General features: G+C 61.9%; 16 protein-coding genes. 8 read left to right on the top strand and 8 right to left on the bottom strand.

What is annotated here, in order from left to right:
* Positions 1 to 13: 13 nt before the first annotated feature.
* From AC6HU3_RS03085 to AC6HU3_RS03065, 5 genes are read right to left on the bottom strand one after another with little or no spacing between them, the layout of a single operon-like run.
* Positions 14 to 745: a zinc ribbon domain-containing protein gene (locus tag AC6HU3_RS03085; protein WP_497474566.1), complete on the bottom strand. Its 732-nt coding sequence runs from the start codon at positions 743 to 745 to the stop codon at positions 14 to 16.
* Entirely contained in the window at positions 720 to 1,736 is a 1,017-nt protein-coding gene (locus tag AC6HU3_RS03080) for a hypothetical protein (protein ID WP_497474565.1), read from the bottom strand. The genes AC6HU3_RS03085 and AC6HU3_RS03080 overlap by 26 nt, the downstream gene beginning before the upstream one ends.
* A 1-nt stretch (position 1,737) precedes the next feature.
* Entirely contained in the window at positions 1,738 to 3,024 is a 1,287-nt protein-coding gene (locus tag AC6HU3_RS03075) for an MFS transporter (protein ID WP_497474563.1), read from the bottom strand.
* The gene (gene gatB, locus AC6HU3_RS03070; protein ID WP_497474561.1) at positions 3,024 to 4,424 is read right to left on the bottom strand and encodes an Asp-tRNA(Asn)/Glu-tRNA(Gln) amidotransferase subunit GatB; all 1,401 of its coding nucleotides are present in this window, start codon (positions 4,422 to 4,424) and stop codon (positions 3,024 to 3,026) included. The genes AC6HU3_RS03075 and gatB overlap by 1 nt, the downstream gene beginning before the upstream one ends.
* Complete coding sequence (locus AC6HU3_RS03065) at positions 4,424 to 5,836, bottom strand: V-type ATP synthase subunit B (protein WP_497474559.1); 1,413 nt, start codon at positions 5,834 to 5,836, stop codon at positions 4,424 to 4,426. Before AC6HU3_RS03065 ends, gatB begins: the two co-directional genes overlap by 1 nt.
* 120 nt (positions 5,837 to 5,956) lie before the next feature.
* Here AC6HU3_RS03065 and amrS point away from each other — a divergent pair, with 120 nt between their 5' ends.
* The 8 genes from amrS to AC6HU3_RS03025 are packed head-to-tail and all read left to right on the top strand — an operon-like array spanning position 5,957 to position 13,690.
* On the top strand, positions 5,957 to 7,087 hold the full coding sequence (gene amrS / locus AC6HU3_RS03060; protein ID WP_497474558.1) for an AmmeMemoRadiSam system radical SAM enzyme: 1,131 nt from the start codon (positions 5,957 to 5,959) through the stop codon (positions 7,085 to 7,087).
* Positions 7,060 to 7,509, top strand: a complete 450-nt coding sequence (locus AC6HU3_RS03055) for a cytochrome c-type biogenesis protein (RefSeq protein ID WP_497474556.1) — start codon at positions 7,060 to 7,062, stop codon at positions 7,507 to 7,509. Before amrS ends, AC6HU3_RS03055 begins: the two co-directional genes overlap by 28 nt.
* The gene (locus AC6HU3_RS03050; protein WP_497474554.1) at positions 7,506 to 8,921 is read left to right on the top strand and encodes an L-aspartate oxidase; all 1,416 of its coding nucleotides are present in this window, start codon (positions 7,506 to 7,508) and stop codon (positions 8,919 to 8,921) included. Before AC6HU3_RS03055 ends, AC6HU3_RS03050 begins: the two co-directional genes overlap by 4 nt.
* On the top strand, positions 8,918 to 9,535 hold the full coding sequence (locus tag AC6HU3_RS03045; protein WP_497474553.1) for a DUF7847 domain-containing protein: 618 nt from the start codon (positions 8,918 to 8,920) through the stop codon (positions 9,533 to 9,535). The genes AC6HU3_RS03050 and AC6HU3_RS03045 overlap by 4 nt, the downstream gene beginning before the upstream one ends.
* A complete protein-coding gene (locus AC6HU3_RS03040) occupies positions 9,522 to 10,475 on the top strand; it encodes a hypothetical protein (protein WP_497474551.1) in 954 nt (317 codons plus the stop codon). Before AC6HU3_RS03045 ends, AC6HU3_RS03040 begins: the two co-directional genes overlap by 14 nt.
* A complete protein-coding gene (locus tag AC6HU3_RS03035; RefSeq protein WP_497474549.1) occupies positions 10,447 to 11,388 on the top strand; it encodes a hypothetical protein in 942 nt (313 codons plus the stop codon). The genes AC6HU3_RS03040 and AC6HU3_RS03035 overlap by 29 nt, the downstream gene beginning before the upstream one ends.
* On the top strand, positions 11,385 to 12,791 hold the full coding sequence (locus AC6HU3_RS03030; RefSeq protein ID WP_497474548.1) for a capsule assembly Wzi family protein: 1,407 nt from the start codon (positions 11,385 to 11,387) through the stop codon (positions 12,789 to 12,791). Before AC6HU3_RS03035 ends, AC6HU3_RS03030 begins: the two co-directional genes overlap by 4 nt.
* Positions 12,791 to 13,690 (top strand): sulfotransferase family protein, encoded by a 900-nt coding sequence (locus AC6HU3_RS03025; protein WP_497474546.1) that lies wholly within the window; start codon positions 12,791 to 12,793, stop codon positions 13,688 to 13,690. The genes AC6HU3_RS03030 and AC6HU3_RS03025 overlap by 1 nt, the downstream gene beginning before the upstream one ends.
* A 16-nt stretch (positions 13,691 to 13,706) precedes the next feature.
* Here the strand turns inward: AC6HU3_RS03025 and AC6HU3_RS03020 are convergent, their stop codons facing one another.
* The 3 genes from AC6HU3_RS03020 to AC6HU3_RS03010 are packed head-to-tail and all read right to left on the bottom strand — an operon-like array spanning position 13,707 to position 15,797.
* Complete coding sequence (locus AC6HU3_RS03020) at positions 13,707 to 14,147, bottom strand: ExbD/TolR family protein (protein ID WP_497474544.1); 441 nt, start codon at positions 14,145 to 14,147, stop codon at positions 13,707 to 13,709.
* Positions 14,144 to 14,593 carry an ExbD/TolR family protein gene (locus AC6HU3_RS03015; protein ID WP_497474542.1) on the bottom strand — a complete coding sequence of 150 codons (450 nt, stop codon included), beginning with the start codon at positions 14,591 to 14,593 and terminating at the stop codon, positions 14,144 to 14,146. The genes AC6HU3_RS03020 and AC6HU3_RS03015 overlap by 4 nt, the downstream gene beginning before the upstream one ends.
* Position 14,594: 1 nt before the next feature.
* On the bottom strand, positions 14,595 to 15,797 hold the full coding sequence (locus AC6HU3_RS03010; RefSeq protein WP_497474540.1) for a baeRF10 domain-containing protein: 1,203 nt from the start codon (positions 15,795 to 15,797) through the stop codon (positions 14,595 to 14,597).
* Positions 15,798 to 15,801 lie beyond the last annotated feature (4 nt).

The raw sequence follows: 15,801 nt of genomic DNA, 5'->3' as shown, positions 1-15,801 counted from the left end.
GCGTTACGGAGCCTCAGAGCCACTCCGGAGCAAAGACCAGACGTCCGCACATTTCACACTGGATGATGCCCCGATCTTCCAGTTCCATGAGCCGATCCTCGGAAAGCACCGCCCCGCATCCTCCACAGGCCCCCTCCAGAAGTCCCACCAGTACGGGCAATCCCTGACGCCGGCGGATGCGCTCATAGAGTTCCAGCCACTCCACGTCAATGAAGTGGATCTGACGCTGCCGCTCTTCTTCAAAGTCCAGCAGGCGTTCCTCCAGGGTCCTGAGATCCTGTTCCAGCACCGCCAGACGGCTGTTGATCTCGGGGATACGGGCGTTTACCTCTTCTTCGACTTCCCGGATCCGGCTCACCAGCCCGGGTGTGTTTTCGTCTCCCAGCACTTCCATATGTTCCAGGATCTGGTTTTCTTTTTCCCGGATCAGGCGGGAAAGATAGGCGATCTCCTTCTGGATGGCTTCCAGTTCCCGGGACGTGCGCGCCCGGCGGGCCTTTTTGGTTTCTTCGTCCACCTGTTCCCGGAGGGAGGCGATTTCCCTCTCCAGGCGGCGGATTTCCCGCTCTCTCCATGCCCGCTCTTCCTGAAGTTCCGCGAGACGCTGTTCCAGCCGTGCCTTCTCTTCCTGGAGACGGGCCTGCTCCTGGGGAATCCGGTCCCGCTGACGCCGGATTTCGTCCATCTGGGCATCCAGTTCCTGAAGGGCCAGAAGCCGATCAATGATTTCCCGGGTTTTCGTCATGGTCCTCCTCCTCGATGTTCAAATAATCCAGCCCGTCTTTCGCACGAGCAACCAGCAAAAAGGAAAGGGTTTCCCCGGCCCAGAACGTCGCCCATCCATAGGCCGGAAGAAGAAGGAGATAACCCACCTGAACGAGTGCCAGAATGAAACCTGCAATGCCGGAGAGTCCCCCCACCCGGGTGATCTTCCACCCGAGAAACACATCCCGGGCGGTCAGAACCCCGGACACCGCATCCCCGCCCAGCCACCTTGCAAGACTCACGGCCAGTTCCCAGGCCCCTCCCAGGAAGAGACCAAACAGAACTCCGCCCACCAGGACGCCCAGAAAGATGAAAATCTGGTGAAGGAGGAATCGTCCGCTTTCCTGGTTGAGGGTGGTGAGGGCTTCAAAAATGCTGTCAAAGGCGTCGGCCCGGGCGACGGCCACCGCAGGGGGCGTGGTGAAGAGGGCCACCAGAAATCCCACCAGGAGATAGAGGAAGAGGAGGGCAAAAAAGAGCCCGACCGGGAGGGTGAGGACGAAGAGCAGGCCCCCGATCCACGGGATCCGTGCCAGGAGGGCAAACAGCACGGGGGGAAGGAGGACCAGGAGGAGGGCCAGGGCCAGAAGGTCCAGGGTCTGGAAGAGGGTGCGGGTTTTCTGAAAGGCAAAGCGCAGGGCTTCCCGAACCTCATAGAACTCGTCCCCTGCAAGCTGACGGAAGGTCATCCGGACCACCGCCACGGCCGAGAGATAGAGGGGAATCAGAGAAAGAACCAGAAAAAGGACCGCCAGAAGCCGGGCACTTCCCTCCAGTTCCGACCACCGCACGAGGGGCAGGAGACCGTGGAGGGACCAGGCGGTCCGGAGGCTGGTGCCCTCCAGCATCATCACACCGTAGCTCCCCACCAGGTGGATTCCGTACACCGCCACCATGCCGAGCCAGGCCAGGGCGAGTTTTTTGAGGGAAAGCCCCAGCCGGGGGAGCCTCAGGAAATCGCAGGTTTTCATCTTATCCCTCCCGGGTTCGAACCATCCCCAGCACACCCGTGATCATGAACACCACCGAAAGGGAGAGGGCCACATTTCGAGGGCCAAACACCTCTCCCAGGGCGCCGGAAATCAGGGAAAACACCAGAAAGCCCAGGGCCAGCAGCATATCCCGTGTGGAGAACACCCGGCCCTGAAAGCCGGTTTCGATCCGTTCGTGGATCACCGTGTCCTGGGCGATGAGGGCGATCACCAGAAACATCCCCCCCGGGATCCCCAGGGTGAGGAGGATTTCCCACGGGAGGTGGAAGGCCAGGCCCAGGAGGGTGGCGGCCAGCCCGGTGAGCGCACCGTAGATGGCCGGCAGTTTTCGGATCTTTCGCCCGAACCGGGCATAGAGAAGGCCTCCCAGCACCATGCCCAGCGCCGCACTTCCGCCCAGGAACCCCAGCCCCCGGGTCCCATAGCCGTACACCTGCTGAATGAGCACAAGCCCCAGGGTATACACGGTGGCCGCCTGGGCCACGAGAAGGAGAACGGACCCCAGCACCCACCGGAGATCGGACCGGCTCCGGATGAGGTGAAGGAGGGCCCGGAGATCCCCGATCACCGTGTGGAGATAGGTTTTCTCCTGCTCCCGGAGGGTGGCCAGGAGCCTGCCTTCCGACCGTTTTCGGGGGGGCCTCCGGATGGGCAGGAGGGCGATCACCAGTCCTGCAACAAGGTACGTCAGGGCGTCTCCCCAGAACCCCACCGCCCAGCCTTCCACGCCGTAGCGTTCCCATCCTGGCCAGTCAATCACCACGCCGGCCGTGACCACCCCCACCAGGGTGGCCAGGCGCCCCAGGATGTTCATCCAGGCGTTGGCCTGGAGATAGGACGCCCGGTCCGGCACGATCATGGGGATGACGGCCATGCGGGCCGCGCTGTAGAAGATCCCGATGGTGAAGATCACGAACACCATGGCAAACACCACCCGGAGGTGGAACCCCGCCAGCACCAGAAAGGGGATGGACGCCACCAGCACCGCCCGAAGAAGGTCCCCCCAGACCAGGAGTTTTTTCCGGTCCAACCGATCGGCCACCACCCCGGAAAGGGGGCCGAAAATCAGGTTGGGAAAGGTGAAATAGACCGCCATCTCCGAAAAGGCAATGGGCGAATACTTGGCCCGAGCGGCAAGAAGGGCCACCAGGGCAAGGTGGTTGAGGCGGTCCCCCAGCTGGGAAAGGCTTTCCACCAGGGCAAAGATCAGGAAACGGGCGTTGAGAAGACGAGAGGTTTCGGTTTTGGATTCTGCGGAGAGGGCCATCAGGCCTCCAGCCGGGAGACAAGGAGTTCCCGGACCATTTGGGGATCGGCTTTCCCGCCGGTTTTGCGCATCACCGCACCGATCAGCACACCGATCACACCGGTTTTCCCGGAACGATATTTCTCCACGATCTCTGGATGCTCGTGAATCACTTCGGTCACCACCTGTTCCAGCACGCCGGTATCCCGCACCACCTCCAGTCCCCGTTCCTTCACGATCTGGCGGGCGGATTTTCCGGATGAAAGCATCTCCTCAAACACCTGCTGTGCAGAGGAGTGATGCAGCACGCTCTCTTCGAGAAGCTGGAGGAGTTCCCGGAGGGCATCGGGGGAGAGAGGAAAGGCTTTCACCGGGAGGTTCTGTTCGTTCAACACCCGCAGAACCTGGGTGGCCACCCAGTTCCCGGCCAGGTCTTTCCGGGAGAGACCTTCGGCTACCTGCTCGAAATAGTCCCCCAGGGCGGGATCCCAGAGAAGGGCCTCCACCACCTTCTCGGAAAGCCCATAAGAAAGATAGCGTTTTCTCCGGGCTTCCGGAAGTTCGGGCAGATTCCGGCGGATTTCCTCGATCCAGGAGGGATCCAGCACGAGGGGAGGAAGGTCGGGATCGGGAAAATACCGGTAATCGTGGGCTTCCTCCTTGGAGCGCATGGGGCGGGTTTCTTTCTCGTGCTCGTCCCACAGGCGGGTTTCCTGAACCACCTGTCCCCCCTCTTCCAGCGCACGGGTCTGGCGACGAAATTCAAAGGTGAGGGCATCTTCCACCGCCTTGAAGGAGTTCATGTTTTTCACTTCCACTTTGGTCCCGAACGTGTCACTTCCTTCCGGGCGCACCGAGATGTTGGCATCCACCCGGAGCTGGCCTTTCTCCATATCGCAGGAGGAAATCCCGAGATACAGGATCAGGAGGCGAAGGTGCTCCAGAAACTCCCGGGCCTGTCGGGGGGTCCGGATATCCGGGAGGGTCACGATTTCCATGAGGGGAATCCCCGCCCGGTTAAAGTCCAGGAGCACCGTGCCGTCTTCCGCATGGTAGGATTTGGCGGTTTCTTCTTCCAGGTTCACCCGCTCAATCCCCACACCCCGCAGGCTCCCGCCCGTGAGGATGGATGCGGTGTACTGGGTGATCTGATAGCCTTTGGGAAGGTCGGGGTAGAAGTAATTTTTCCGGTAAAAAACGGAGGTGATGTGGACCGTGCTCCCCAGGGCAACCCCCAGCTTCAGGGCGGCCCGGACGGCCTCCTGGTTGGGAACCGGGAGGGTTCCCGGGTGCCCCATACACACCGGGCAGACCATGGTGTTGGGCTCTTCCCCGAATGTGCTGGGGCACCCGCAGAACATCTTGCTCCGGGTCTCAAGCTCCACATGGATTTCAAGGCCGATGACCGCTTCCCATGCCATCAGGAAGCAGCGCCCTCCCCGACCACTTCCTTCTTGGGCAGGTGTTTCTCCAGATATTCGCGGCGGATCCGGGACAGCTCGCTCACGGGGAGGATGGAGAGGAGTTCCCACCCGATGCGGAAGGTCTCTTCGATGGTCCGGGGTTCGGTGCCCTGGTGGATGAACTCCCGCTCAAAGCGGTCGGCAAACCGGAGATAGAGGCGGTCGGTTTCGGAGAGGGCATCCTCGCCCACGATGGCCACCAGACGGCGGAGGTCCTTTCCGCGGGCATAGGCGGCGTAGAGCTGGTTGGCCCATTCCCGGTGATAGGCTTCGGTCTTGCCTTTGCCGATCCCCAGGTTCATGAGCCGGGACAGGCAGGTCAGCACGTCAATGGGTGGGAACACCCCCGTCCGGTGAAGGTCCCGGGAGAGCACGATCTGCCCTTCGGTGATGTATCCGGTCAGGTCCGGAATGGGGTGGGTGATGTCGTCGTCGGGCATGGTGAGGATGGGGATCTGGGTCACGCTTCCCTTCCGGCCCCGGATCCGGCCCGCACGCTCATAGATGGTGGCGAGATCCGTGTACATGTATCCGGGATAACCCCGGCGGCCGGGTACCTCTTCCCGGGCCGCGCCGATTTCACGAAGGGCCTCCGCATAGTTGGTCATGTCCGTGATCACCACAAGCACGTGATAATCCAGCTCAAAGGCGAAATATTCCGCGGCGGTCAGGGCAAACCGGGGCGTGAGGATCCGCTCGATGGTGGGATCGTCGGCCAGGTTGATGAAGGCCACGAGACGGGACAGGGCACCGGCACTTTCAAATTCCTGCAAAAAGTAGGCGTATTCTCGCTGGGTGATCCCGATGGCGCCGAACACCACAAGAAACTCCTCCCCCTCGCCCCGGACCTGGGCGTTTTTCACGATCATCGCCGCGATCTCGTTGGCGGGAAGGCCGGCGCCGGAGAAGATGGGGAGCTTCTGCCCCCGCACCAGGGTGTTCAGACCGTCAATGGCGGAAATCCCCGTCTGGATAAAGTCCGACGGTTTGTCCCGGGCCACGGGGTTGATGGGCTGACCGATGATGGGGAGACGCTTCTCCGGAATGACCGGAGGAAGACCGTCCCGAGGCTCACCGCGGCCGTTGAAAATCCGGCCTACCATATCCCGGGACACCCCGAACCGCACCACGTCCTCAAGCAGGCGGATGCGGATGGATTCCACGTCCAGCCCCAGTGTCCCCTCCAGCACCTGCACCACCGCAAACTGGTCGGACACCTCCAGCACCTGACCGGATCTCCGGGAACCGTCGGGGAGGAGGATCTCCACCTGTGCACCATAGGAGAGCTCCGGTGCGCGTTCCACAATCACAAGGGGACCGGAAATATACTTCACCCCGTGGTATTCCTTCCTCAAGAGCTCCTGGCTCATCCCCTGCTCCTTGTTTGGTTGCGCTTTTCGTGCCCTGAAGGATAAAGCCTCCCCTCCGACCTTTCAATTTGTCCTTTCTGGACGTTGCGAGAACGCGGTTCATCCCGTAAGATTTTCACGATGGCGACGAGCAGGACGCACCGGGGACTTGCCCCGGAAGTGGTTCCTCTTGCGGAACTTCTGGATACGTATGTCCGGGAGGGGGAGCTGTTTGAACGTCTGGAAAAGGGGAAGGTCCGGTGTGTGGCGTGCGGGCACCGGTGCGTGATCCCGGACGGATTCCGGGGGATCTGCAAGGTCCGGTTTAACCGGGGAGGAACCCTCTATGTCCCATGGGGATACGTCGCCGCCCTTCAGGCGGATCCGGTGGAGAAAAAACCCTTTTATCACCTTCTTCCGGGGAGCACCGCCCTCACCTTTGGCATGCTGGGATGCGATTTCCACTGCTCCTATTGCCAGAACTGGGTGACTTCTCAGGCGCTCCGGGACCTGAAAGCCGGAAGCCCGATTTACACGATCACACCGGAGGAATTCTGGCGACTTGTGGAGCAGACGGGTTCCCGGGTGGTGGCAAGCTCCTACAACGAGCCCCTCATCACGTCCGAGTGGGCGCGGGCCCTGTTTGAACCGGCCCGGGGAAAACCCATCGCCACCGCCTATGTGTCCAACGGCAACGCGACCCCGGAAGTTCTGGATTACCTGTGGCCCTTTTTGCTCGCCTACAAGGTGGATCTCAAGACGATGAATCCGAAGCAATACCGGAAACTCGGGGGGGTGCTGGATCACGTGCTCCGGACGATTGAGCACGTTTTCCAGAAGGGTTTCTGGGTGGAGGTGGTCACGCTGGTGGTGCCGGGATTCAACGACCGGGAGGAGGAGATCCGGGAGGCGGCCCGTTTTCTCGTGAGCGTGTCACCGGACATCCCCTGGCACCTCACGGCCTTTTATCCGCAATACAAAATGCAGGATCGCCCCCCCACCTCGGCGCAGTTTCTGCGAAGAGCGGCCGAAATCGCCCGGGAGGAAGGGCTGCGGTTTGTGTATGTGGGCAACGTGCCGGGCCTTTTCCCGGAGTGGGAACACACCCGGTGTCCGGGGTGCCACAGCGTGCTGGTCCGGCGGCGGGGATTCACCGTGCTTGAAAATCGGATTCAGCCGGATGGCACCTGTCCGGATTGTGGAACCCGAATTCCCGGACTGTGGAGCGAACAGGAGGTTATGGAATGGTGGCGGCAGCGCTTGTCTTCCTGATGGTGGCCCCTCCGACGGACAGCGTTTCCCTTGAGATTTCCCGGAAGGCAGAAGCCATCTACTGGAAGCTGAACTGTCCGGTGTGTGCAGGTCAGAACGTGGCGGAGTCCAACTCCCCGGTGGCGAAAGAGATGCGTTCGCTGGTCCGGGAGATGCTCCGGGAGGGCAAAAGCGAGCAGGAAATCCTGGATTATTTTGTCCAGCGGTACGGGGAGTCCATCCTGGCGGTCCCTCCGGCCCGGGGTGTGAACCGTCTGCTGTGGTGGCTTCCGGTCCTGGTTCTCGCCGGCGGGGGGACGGTTCTCTTCGGATTTTACCGGTTCGTACGCCGACAGGCGTCCCTGGAAGAAGGCGCGCCCACGCCACCTCCTCCCGAGGTTCGGGAAAAGATCCAGCAGCTCCTTTCCGAAGAAGACGAATGATTCTGGTGATCGGATCGGGTGTGGCAGGTCTGGCTGCGGCCATACGCGCGAGGGAAAACGGTGCGCGTGTGGTGGTGATCCACCGGGGGTGGCGTTCGGGGAGCACCCACCATGCCCAGGGGGGGATCGCCGCCGCCCTTCTTCCCGAAGACTCTCCGGAACAACATTTCCGGGACACGCTGGACAGCGGTCAGGGGCTTGCCGATCCCCGGGCTGTGGATCTTCTGGTTCGGGAGGGGCCCCGTCTCCTGCGGGAGCTGGGTCTCACTCTCCACGACCAGCCGGCACGGGAGGGGGGGCACTCGGTCCCCCGGGTCTGGCACGCCGGCCACGACCGGTTCGGGCTCACCCTGCAGTGGCACCTTCGGACATGGGCCCGCCGTCTGGGCGTGCGCTTTCTCCGTGCGGAGGTGCTGGCCCTCGGACGTTCTGGAGATGAGGTGGTGGGTGTGTGGACGGATCGGGGTTATCTCCCCGGAGATGCCGTGATTCTTGCCACCGGAGGCTATGCGGCTCTCTGGGATCCCACCACCAACCCCCCATCCAACCGGGGAGAAGGCCTCTGGATGGCCCTCCATGCCGGTGCGGTTCTCCGCAACCTGGAACTGGTCCAGTTTCACCCCACCTGGCTGTGCCGGCCTCCGTATGGCCTGATTTCCGAAACGGTTCGGGGGGAGGGAGGGGTGCTCCGGAACCTCCGGGGGGAAGCTTTCATGCACCGGTATCATCCCATGGGCGATCTTGCACCCCGGGACGCCGTCACCCGGGCCATCGTTCAGGAGATGGCGGCCACCGGGACAGATCACGTGATTCTGGACCTTTCGGCCTTTGAGGAAGAGGCCTTTGCCCGGCGGTTTCCCCACATCTATCCGAGGGTCCGGAAGCACTGGCCCCATGTTCCGGTTCGTCCCGCCGCCCATTATGCCCTCGGGGGCGTTGTGGTGAACCATCGAGGAGAAACCGGTGTGCCCCGCCTGTATGCTGTGGGTGAGGCCACCTGGACCGGCGTCCATGGTGCCAACCGCCTGGGGAGCAACTCCCTTCTGGAAGGGCTGGTGTGGGGGACCCGGGCGGGCGAGCAGGCGGCTCGTCTGAAATCTTCGCGGCCCCGGGACCCTGAGGAGGTGACGCCGCCTGTTCCCGAGCTTCCCCCGGATCTTTCGCGCCGGATGGATCGGGAGGTCGGACCTCTGCGGACAAAGGAGAGGCTTGAGCATTTGCTTGCCGTTTTGAAAGAACCTTCTCTTCCCCGATGGATCGTGGAGGCAGCGCTGTTTCGGGAGGAAACCCGGGGGGTGCATGGGCGGGAGGATTGTCCCACCCCCGCCCCCGTGCCCTATCATATTGATCTTCGACTGGAAGGGAAAACCCCCGTGATGCACCGGGTCACCGTTCTGGAGGCTGTGGGATGAAACCCGTTCTTTCCTATTACCGTGAAGCCTGGGGGGTGATCACCCGCATGCCGGCCCTGATGGGTGTGGTCACCCTCTATTTCGTTGTGAGCGTGTTCCTTTCCTATGTTGCGGAAATCCCGGACCAGGCGTTCTTTCGCCTGGCTCTGGTGGGGCTTTCCTATCTCATCCAGTTCACCCTGGCCCTGGGTCTCTTGCGCTCCGTTCTGAAAGCCGTGGATGGGGTCTCCCCCCGACTGGCGGATCTTCTGGAGGGTTATCCCTATCTCCCCTCGGCACTGGGCGCCTATGTCCTCGTCGTTCTCTCGGTCGTGGCCGGCCTTCTGGCCCTGATCCTGCCCGGCGTCTATGGGGCGATCCGCCTTCAATTCTTCCTTTTTGCCATTGTGGAAGGCCAGAAGGCCCTGGAGGCCCTGAAGACCTCCTGGGAGATCACCCGGGGTGTGTTCTGGAAACTTGTGGCCTTCGGTCTGGTGGGTCTGCTGGTGAACCTGGTGGGATTGATGGCCTTTCTGGTGGGGATCGTGATCACCGGTCCCCTTACATTCACGGCGCAGGCACTGCTCTATCGTGACCTTCTCGCACGGGGGGATGGAGATCATGGGCAAAGTTGAGGTGTTTCGGGGCTTTCTGGGCGAGGAGGGACTCACCCTCTTCGAGACTGTTCAGTTTGCCCTCCACACGGGCCTGCCGGGGGAACTCCTGTTCCGGAAAGCGAAGGGACGGATTTTTCTCCGGGAAGGGCTGGTGGTGGGTGCAGAGATCAACCATTACCGGGGGGAAAAGGCCCTGGAGCGGGTGTGGCTCAACGCCGATCAGGATGTGGTGTCCTTTTTCGCCACTCCCGAGATCCAGGATGATCGCCTCCGGGTGACGGAGGTGGATCTCCTCTCGGTCCAGGAGCGGATTGACGGATTCCGGGTGCTTCTCAAGGACTTTCCGCCCACCACGAAAATTGCTCTGGCCAAAGCCCCGGATGAGGTAAACGAGATCGGGGCGGCCCTGGTGAGCCTTCTCACCCAGCATGAAGAGGGGCTTTCCCTTCAGGAAATTCTGGACCGATTGCCCTTTTCGGACACCATGATCCTCCGGACCGTCCGGGGGTGGGTGCTGGGCCAGTTCCTTTCGGTTTCCACCCCGGCCCCCACGCTGGAACTGGAACGGAAAAACCTGCTGGTGTTTTCCCGCACCCTGGCCGCCATCTATGCCTTTTTCCACGGACTGGGAATCCATGGCTCGGTCCAGCGAAGGGGCGGGCACATCTACTATGCGGTGCGGGATCTTCCCCCCTTCCGGGTGCACGTGTACGCCGTCCATCTCACCCCCGGTGCGCCCATCCGGGATATCCGCCATCTTCTTTCCATTTCCGATCACATGCTCGCCCTGGGGGCGCTCCCCACCCGGGGGATGAAACAGCGCATCCCCGTTCTCATCCCGGGCCCCGGCAAATGGATGGATGCCGCTTTCCGGGAAATCCCCTCCCTGGAGGACTTTTTGATGGACGAACTCAAGAAGGAGGCATCTCATGGACCATCAGCCGCGCGAAATCCTTAAGGGTCTTGTCGCCCGGGACGCCCTTTCCCTGTTTGACGTGGTGCGGGTCCTGCTGGACGAACGGCTCCGGGGCGCCCTGGAACTCCGGGGGAGGGGGACGGTGTTTGTGGACGGGGGCAGGGTGGTGGGCGCACGAGCGGGGCGGTTTCGCCGGAACAAGGCCCTCTTTCGCATCTGGGCCACACCGGGAACCTCCGTGTTCCGGTTCATCCAGCATGCCCCCCTCGAGGAAACCGATCTTGCCCTGACCCTGACGGACCTCGTGTATCTCCAGCAGCAGACGGACGAGTTTTTTGCCCTGATCAGGCGCATCCCCCTGGAGGCCCATCTGGAACGCACCACCGATCATCTGGAAGGAGAGATCGGGCGCCTCCTGGTGGAACACCTCTCGGTTCCCCGGACGGTGGGCGAACTTCTGGACACGTTTGAAGACCTCCCGGACCTTCTCATCCTCCGGGCGATGGGCCGGTTTCTTGCAGCCGGTCAGCTCCGCCTCCTCAAGGACGGAAAGGTTCTCCCCTTCACCGGGTTTCGCTTTGTCAACGTGGCCGTGCTTTCACCCCGGGAGGAGTGGCTGGAGGCCTTCTATGAGGACCTGGGCCTTGCCCGTTTTGCCCGGACCAAATCCCACCGGGTGCAATATGCATATCTCGAGCTTCAGGAAGCCCGTTTTCATCTCTATGGCATCCACTTTGCGCCGGGCATGGGTCTTGCCCAGATCCGGCCCTTCCTGGAATTCGCCCACCTGTTCATCGCCATCGGGACCGTTCCCCTGGACCTCCAGCAGAGTAACCTCCTGAAAGAAGACCGTCTGCACCTGATTTTGAAAACCCGGGAGGGCTGGCAGCATCCCGACCGCGCCCCTCTTCATCTCGGTCCCTGGCTCAAAGACGTGCTGGAGGCGTATGAATGATCGGTTGGCTCCTGGCCTGGGTGGTTCCCCACAGCCCCTGGATGACGCCCCTCTGGTTTGAACTCTACGCCCGGAGTCCCCGTTCTTTCCCCGACATGCTCCAGGTCCCTGTGGAAACCCGCCTTCTGAATCCGCCGGAGACCCCTGAGGCCCGGATGCTTTATGACCTTCTCGTTCCGCAGGAGGTCAAAGGCCCTTCCCTGGGGCTCTGGATAGAGGGCCTTCGGGATTCGGCAGGGTGGGGGATGGCGGAGGGGTGGCTTGTCGTTCCTGCCGGAGACTTTCATCTCTCCTGGAACGCCCGGGTGGTCCGCTCCGACACCCCCCGGCTCTATCCCGCCCGGGTGTGGACGAGCAGTCTCTCAGGAAACCGCAAACTCACCGGTGATCTCATGACCGGCGCAGCCAGCTACACCCGGGGAAGCCTGTGGTTGATGGTGGGTCGCAGCCCCCTGATTCTGGGGGGAGACCTCGCCTCCGCCCTGATGCTGGGGCCGTCCGGTCCCCCGCTGGACATGCTCTTTGGTGCCTACCGGTATCGCAACCTCCGGGGCTTTTTTGCCGTGAGCGGTCTGGATGCCTGGAAACTTTCCACCCGGGATGCAGTGTATTACCCGGATGCCGAAGCCGGGGACATTTTCCGGCGCTACCTTTCTGTGCACGGTCTGGAATACGTCACAAGGCGGTTTCGTCTGCGTCTTTCAGAGATCGTGCTCTACACGGGGAAAAACCGCCCACCCGAGGCTCACTACCTTAATCCTTTCTATTTTTATCTCGCCGGCCATTTCAACCGGGGCGGACTGGACAACATCTCCTGGGATCTTTCCATCCACGCCTGGTTCGGGCGAACCCTTTTCTTCGGGGAGCTCTATATTGACGATGCCCAGTATGAAACTCCGCCCACCCTGGAACCCGACCAGCTTGCCTGGATGCTGGGCATTGTTCACCCCCGGGGGCCCTGGTCCTTTCTTGCCCGCTACACCCGGGTGAATGCCTGGACCTATCTCCACGAGGGGAGCTTTCAGAACTGGGTCTTCCAGGGCTTTCCCATGGGCCACCCCCTGGGCCCGGATGTGGAAGAGATCCTCCTGGAGGGAAGCCATCTCCGGAAGGGTCTCCGGATCTCGGCCCGTGCCTGGATCCGGAACAAAGGGGAAAACACCATCCACACCCCCTGGCCCGTGTATCCCGGCGGACCATCGGCCTTTCCTTCCGGTTCTCACTTCATGTGGGGGGTGGTGGAGCACCGGGTGGGAGGAGGGCTTGAGGGGCTGTTCTGGAACCGGAGATCCTGGATCGGAGCCGAGGTCCGGCTGGATGCCGTCACGAATGCAGGGCATCAGGTGGGGGTGAACCGCACCGAAACCGCCTTTCGCCTCCACGCGGGCTTCCGCTTTCCCTGATGGGTGCACTGGAACCCCGTCTGCACTTTCTGCTGGTGGGGGTGCCCAAGGCCGGCACCACCAGCCTTCACGCCGCCCTCAAGCATCATCCGGACCTCACCCTCCCCCGGGGGAAAGAGGTTCCCTTTTTCGACCTGTATCCGCCTGACCCCGGGCGGTGGCGGGCCTTTGCGGAGGACGTGTTCCCGAAACCCTGGAAGGTGATGGGGAAAATCACACCCCAATACTGGTTTCATCCCCGGATGCCCGAGATTCTTTCCGGGGCGTTCCCCGATCTCCGGATCCTGGTCCTTCTCCGGAACCCGGTGGACCGGTTCTATTCGGAATATGCCATGTACGTCCGGCGAGGGGCCGTCCGGGAAGACCTCCCCACCTTTCTCGAACGTGCTTTCCGGGACGAGGCCCTGGCCTTTGCCCGCCGGCATCCCCTCACCGGGGATGTGCATCCGGGAGGGCATCTTCTGGTGGCCGGGGAATACGCCCGGATTCTCCGGGCCTATCGGGAGCGGTTTGATCGGGTGGGGGTGTTTTTCTTGGAAGAACTGGTGCAGCATCCGGAGGAGGTCCTGGCCGGGATCCAGCGATTTCTGGGCGTCACACCTCAAAAACTTCCTTTTGAGCGCCACCACGCTGGGGAGGTCCCCCGGCTGGAGCAATGGATGGCCTGGATGCTGCAGGGGCTTCGGGCCTTTCCGCCTGTCCACCGGCTGGGCAAAGTCCTTTTGGGGGGACGCCGGCACGACGTGAACTGGTTCATCCTCACCCGGGAGGTCCGAGCACCGACGGTCCCACCCCTGGATGGGGAAAACCGGGAGCGACTTCGACAATATTACGCGCCCCACGTGGCGGAACTCACCGAACTGCTGGGGCGGACGCCTCCGTGGGAGGAGTTTCGGTGAGACGGGAAATCGCCGGCTAATCCTTCGCCTGGATCACGCCCAGGGCCACCCGCTTGGAGCCGGCCTTTTTGGATGCATCCAGAAGTTCCAGAACCTGACCGAAGGGAACACCCTCGTCGGCCCGGATGAGCACCAGGCGGTAAAAGGGGGCCACCGTATCCTGGAGTTGAAGGGCCCGGATGGTGTCCACCAGGACGCTCCGGTCCACAGGGTTGTCATAGAGATACACCTTCCCGTCCCGGGTGAGGGTCAGGGTGATCTGATCCTCCAGTTCCGCCTCCACCACGTGGGCTTCCGGCAGGTCCACCTTCACGTTGGCCTGGGAGAGAAGGTTGGGGGCCCCCATCATGAGCATAATGAGCACGAGCAGGGCCACCCCCGCCATGGGCAGGAGAACGTCCGAAAGCTCCACTTCCGGTTCGTCAAAAGGCTCGCCTGCAAACCACCGTTGGATCATCGCCGCCGTGCTCGTTTGAGGATGGCCACGTCCAGGGCCCCGTTCAGTTTGGCAAGATCAATGAGCCGGATCACGTCCCGATACACCGCCTCCGAATCTGCCGACACCACCGCCGTTTTCGTGGTGCTCCGCTTCATGAGCTCCCGAATGAGCTCCGGGAGATCGTCCCACGCCACCGGGTCGTTGTTGAGAAGCACCGTTCCGTCCGCCCGGAGATGGAGGTTCACCGTGACTTTCTCTTTCGGTTTGGACACCACCTGCTGGGTTTTCCCCCCGGCGGCTCCCCGGCTCACAAACACGCCCGATTCAATCAAAAAAGGAATGGAGACGATGAACATGATCACAAGGGACAGGGAAATGTCCACCAGGGGGGCCAGGTTCACCCGGAGGCGGGGTTGCTGAAACTCCGCACCGAACGAACCCAGCCCCCGTTTCCTGCGTGGCATCTTATCCAATCCGGTAGCGGAGGATGGCTCCCAGGTCGGGAAGGACCTCTTTGGTTTCCGGATGGCGAAGGATGTTCACCTGGGATCCCATGTCGATGGCCTGCTCAATGGCGTCATCCACCACATCTTCCACCTCTAGGATCTGGTCGGCGGGGCAGTACGCCTCGAGGCTTTTTCGATCCACTGCCAGCAGTCCCTCCGGACAGCGGAAGCCCGGCTGACCGTAATCCTCGTTCACCAGGAGGGTCCGAACCTGACCATAGAAGAGGGCTTTGAGCACCGCATCCACCCCGGCGATCGCCCATCCGGACGGCATCTTTTCCTTCCACTCCTCCACCAGACGAACCTCGTCCCGCCGCTCGGCTTCCTCAATGGCCTCAAAGGCAAGGTCCTGAAGTTCGGCAGGCGAGATGTGGCGCACATCCCGGTGAAACACACCCACAAGACGGGAGGAAAGATAGGGATGGAGATACTCCTTGAAAGCCTCCACCTCTCCCCTGGGGCCCGCGATGACCAGACGATCAAAGGGGCGCTCCGTGAGGAGCTGGAGAAGTTTCCGGTTCACCTCGGAATAATGCTTGTGCAGGACGAGTTCTTCTTTCCGCTGGAACTTGTGCTCCCCGTACCCGTGAGCCGGAAGGGCGGAACCTCCCACCGACCGTCCCTTGAAGCTGGGGCCCTCGTCCTCGTGAAATTTGGGGGGGAGTTTCCCGCCAGGGTAGATGTAATCCGCCACCTCCTGGGGAGCGGACAGGCCGATGAAGAACACCCGTGCAACCGTGCGGTCAATGAGCAAGAGGACGGTGGGACGGAAATCTTCGATGATGGCCCGGAGCTGCCGGATGTAGGGGGTGGGGTCCTGGACCAGACGGTTCCGGTAGACCATGGGGAGAGCAAACACCTCAAAAAGGCCTTTGCCGCTTGCAGAGAAAATGGCGATGCCCCGCATTCCTTTCAGGTTGTCCGGCACAAGGTACTGCTCAATTTTACGAAGATCCTCCTCCAGAGACGCACGAACTTCCGAGGGGAGATCTCTGGCCGAAAGCCGTGCCCGGGCTTTCTTCTCAAGGTTTTTGAAGGCAATGAGATACTGTGTCCCCACCCGGGCCTGAGGGGAAAGATCAAGATAGAGGCTTGTGACCCAGTATGGATGGGTGTCCACAACCGAAAGGGCTTCCATCCGCCCCCGGGCAGTCTGAATCATCGTT

The organism is Caldifarcimen microaerophilum (assembly GCF_055387105.1).
This window is presented reverse-complemented; position numbering and strand designations above follow the sequence as displayed.

Coding starts and splice junctions, on each gene's coding strand:
- AC6HU3_RS03085 (WP_497474566.1), bottom strand. CDS start 745: ATGACGAAAACCCGGGAAATCATTGATCGGCTTCTGGCCCTTCAGGAA.
- AC6HU3_RS03080 (WP_497474565.1), bottom strand. CDS start 1,736: ATGAAAACCTGCGATTTCCTGAGGCTCCCCCGGCTGGGGCTTTCCCTC.
- AC6HU3_RS03075 (WP_497474563.1), bottom strand. CDS start 3,024: ATGGCCCTCTCCGCAGAATCCAAAACCGAAACCTCTCGTCTTCTCAAC.
- gatB (WP_497474561.1), bottom strand. CDS start 4,424: ATGGCATGGGAAGCGGTCATCGGCCTTGAAATCCATGTGGAGCTTGAG.
- AC6HU3_RS03065 (WP_497474559.1), bottom strand. CDS start 5,836: ATGAGCCAGGAGCTCTTGAGGAAGGAATACCACGGGGTGAAGTATATT.
- amrS (WP_497474558.1), top strand. CDS start 5,957: ATGGCGACGAGCAGGACGCACCGGGGACTTGCCCCGGAAGTGGTTCCT.
- AC6HU3_RS03055 (WP_497474556.1), top strand. CDS start 7,060: ATGGTGGCGGCAGCGCTTGTCTTCCTGATGGTGGCCCCTCCGACGGAC.
- AC6HU3_RS03050 (WP_497474554.1), top strand. CDS start 7,506: ATGATTCTGGTGATCGGATCGGGTGTGGCAGGTCTGGCTGCGGCCATA.
- AC6HU3_RS03045 (WP_497474553.1), top strand. CDS start 8,918: ATGAAACCCGTTCTTTCCTATTACCGTGAAGCCTGGGGGGTGATCACC.
- AC6HU3_RS03040 (WP_497474551.1), top strand. CDS start 9,522: ATGGGCAAAGTTGAGGTGTTTCGGGGCTTTCTGGGCGAGGAGGGACTC.
- AC6HU3_RS03035 (WP_497474549.1), top strand. CDS start 10,447: ATGGACCATCAGCCGCGCGAAATCCTTAAGGGTCTTGTCGCCCGGGAC.
- AC6HU3_RS03030 (WP_497474548.1), top strand. CDS start 11,385: ATGATCGGTTGGCTCCTGGCCTGGGTGGTTCCCCACAGCCCCTGGATG.
- AC6HU3_RS03025 (WP_497474546.1), top strand. CDS start 12,791: ATGGGTGCACTGGAACCCCGTCTGCACTTTCTGCTGGTGGGGGTGCCC.
- AC6HU3_RS03020 (WP_497474544.1), bottom strand. CDS start 14,147: ATGATCCAACGGTGGTTTGCAGGCGAGCCTTTTGACGAACCGGAAGTG.
- AC6HU3_RS03015 (WP_497474542.1), bottom strand. CDS start 14,593: ATGCCACGCAGGAAACGGGGGCTGGGTTCGTTCGGTGCGGAGTTTCAG.
- AC6HU3_RS03010 (WP_497474540.1), bottom strand. CDS start 15,797: ATGATTCAGACTGCCCGGGGGCGGATGGAAGCCCTTTCGGTTGTGGAC.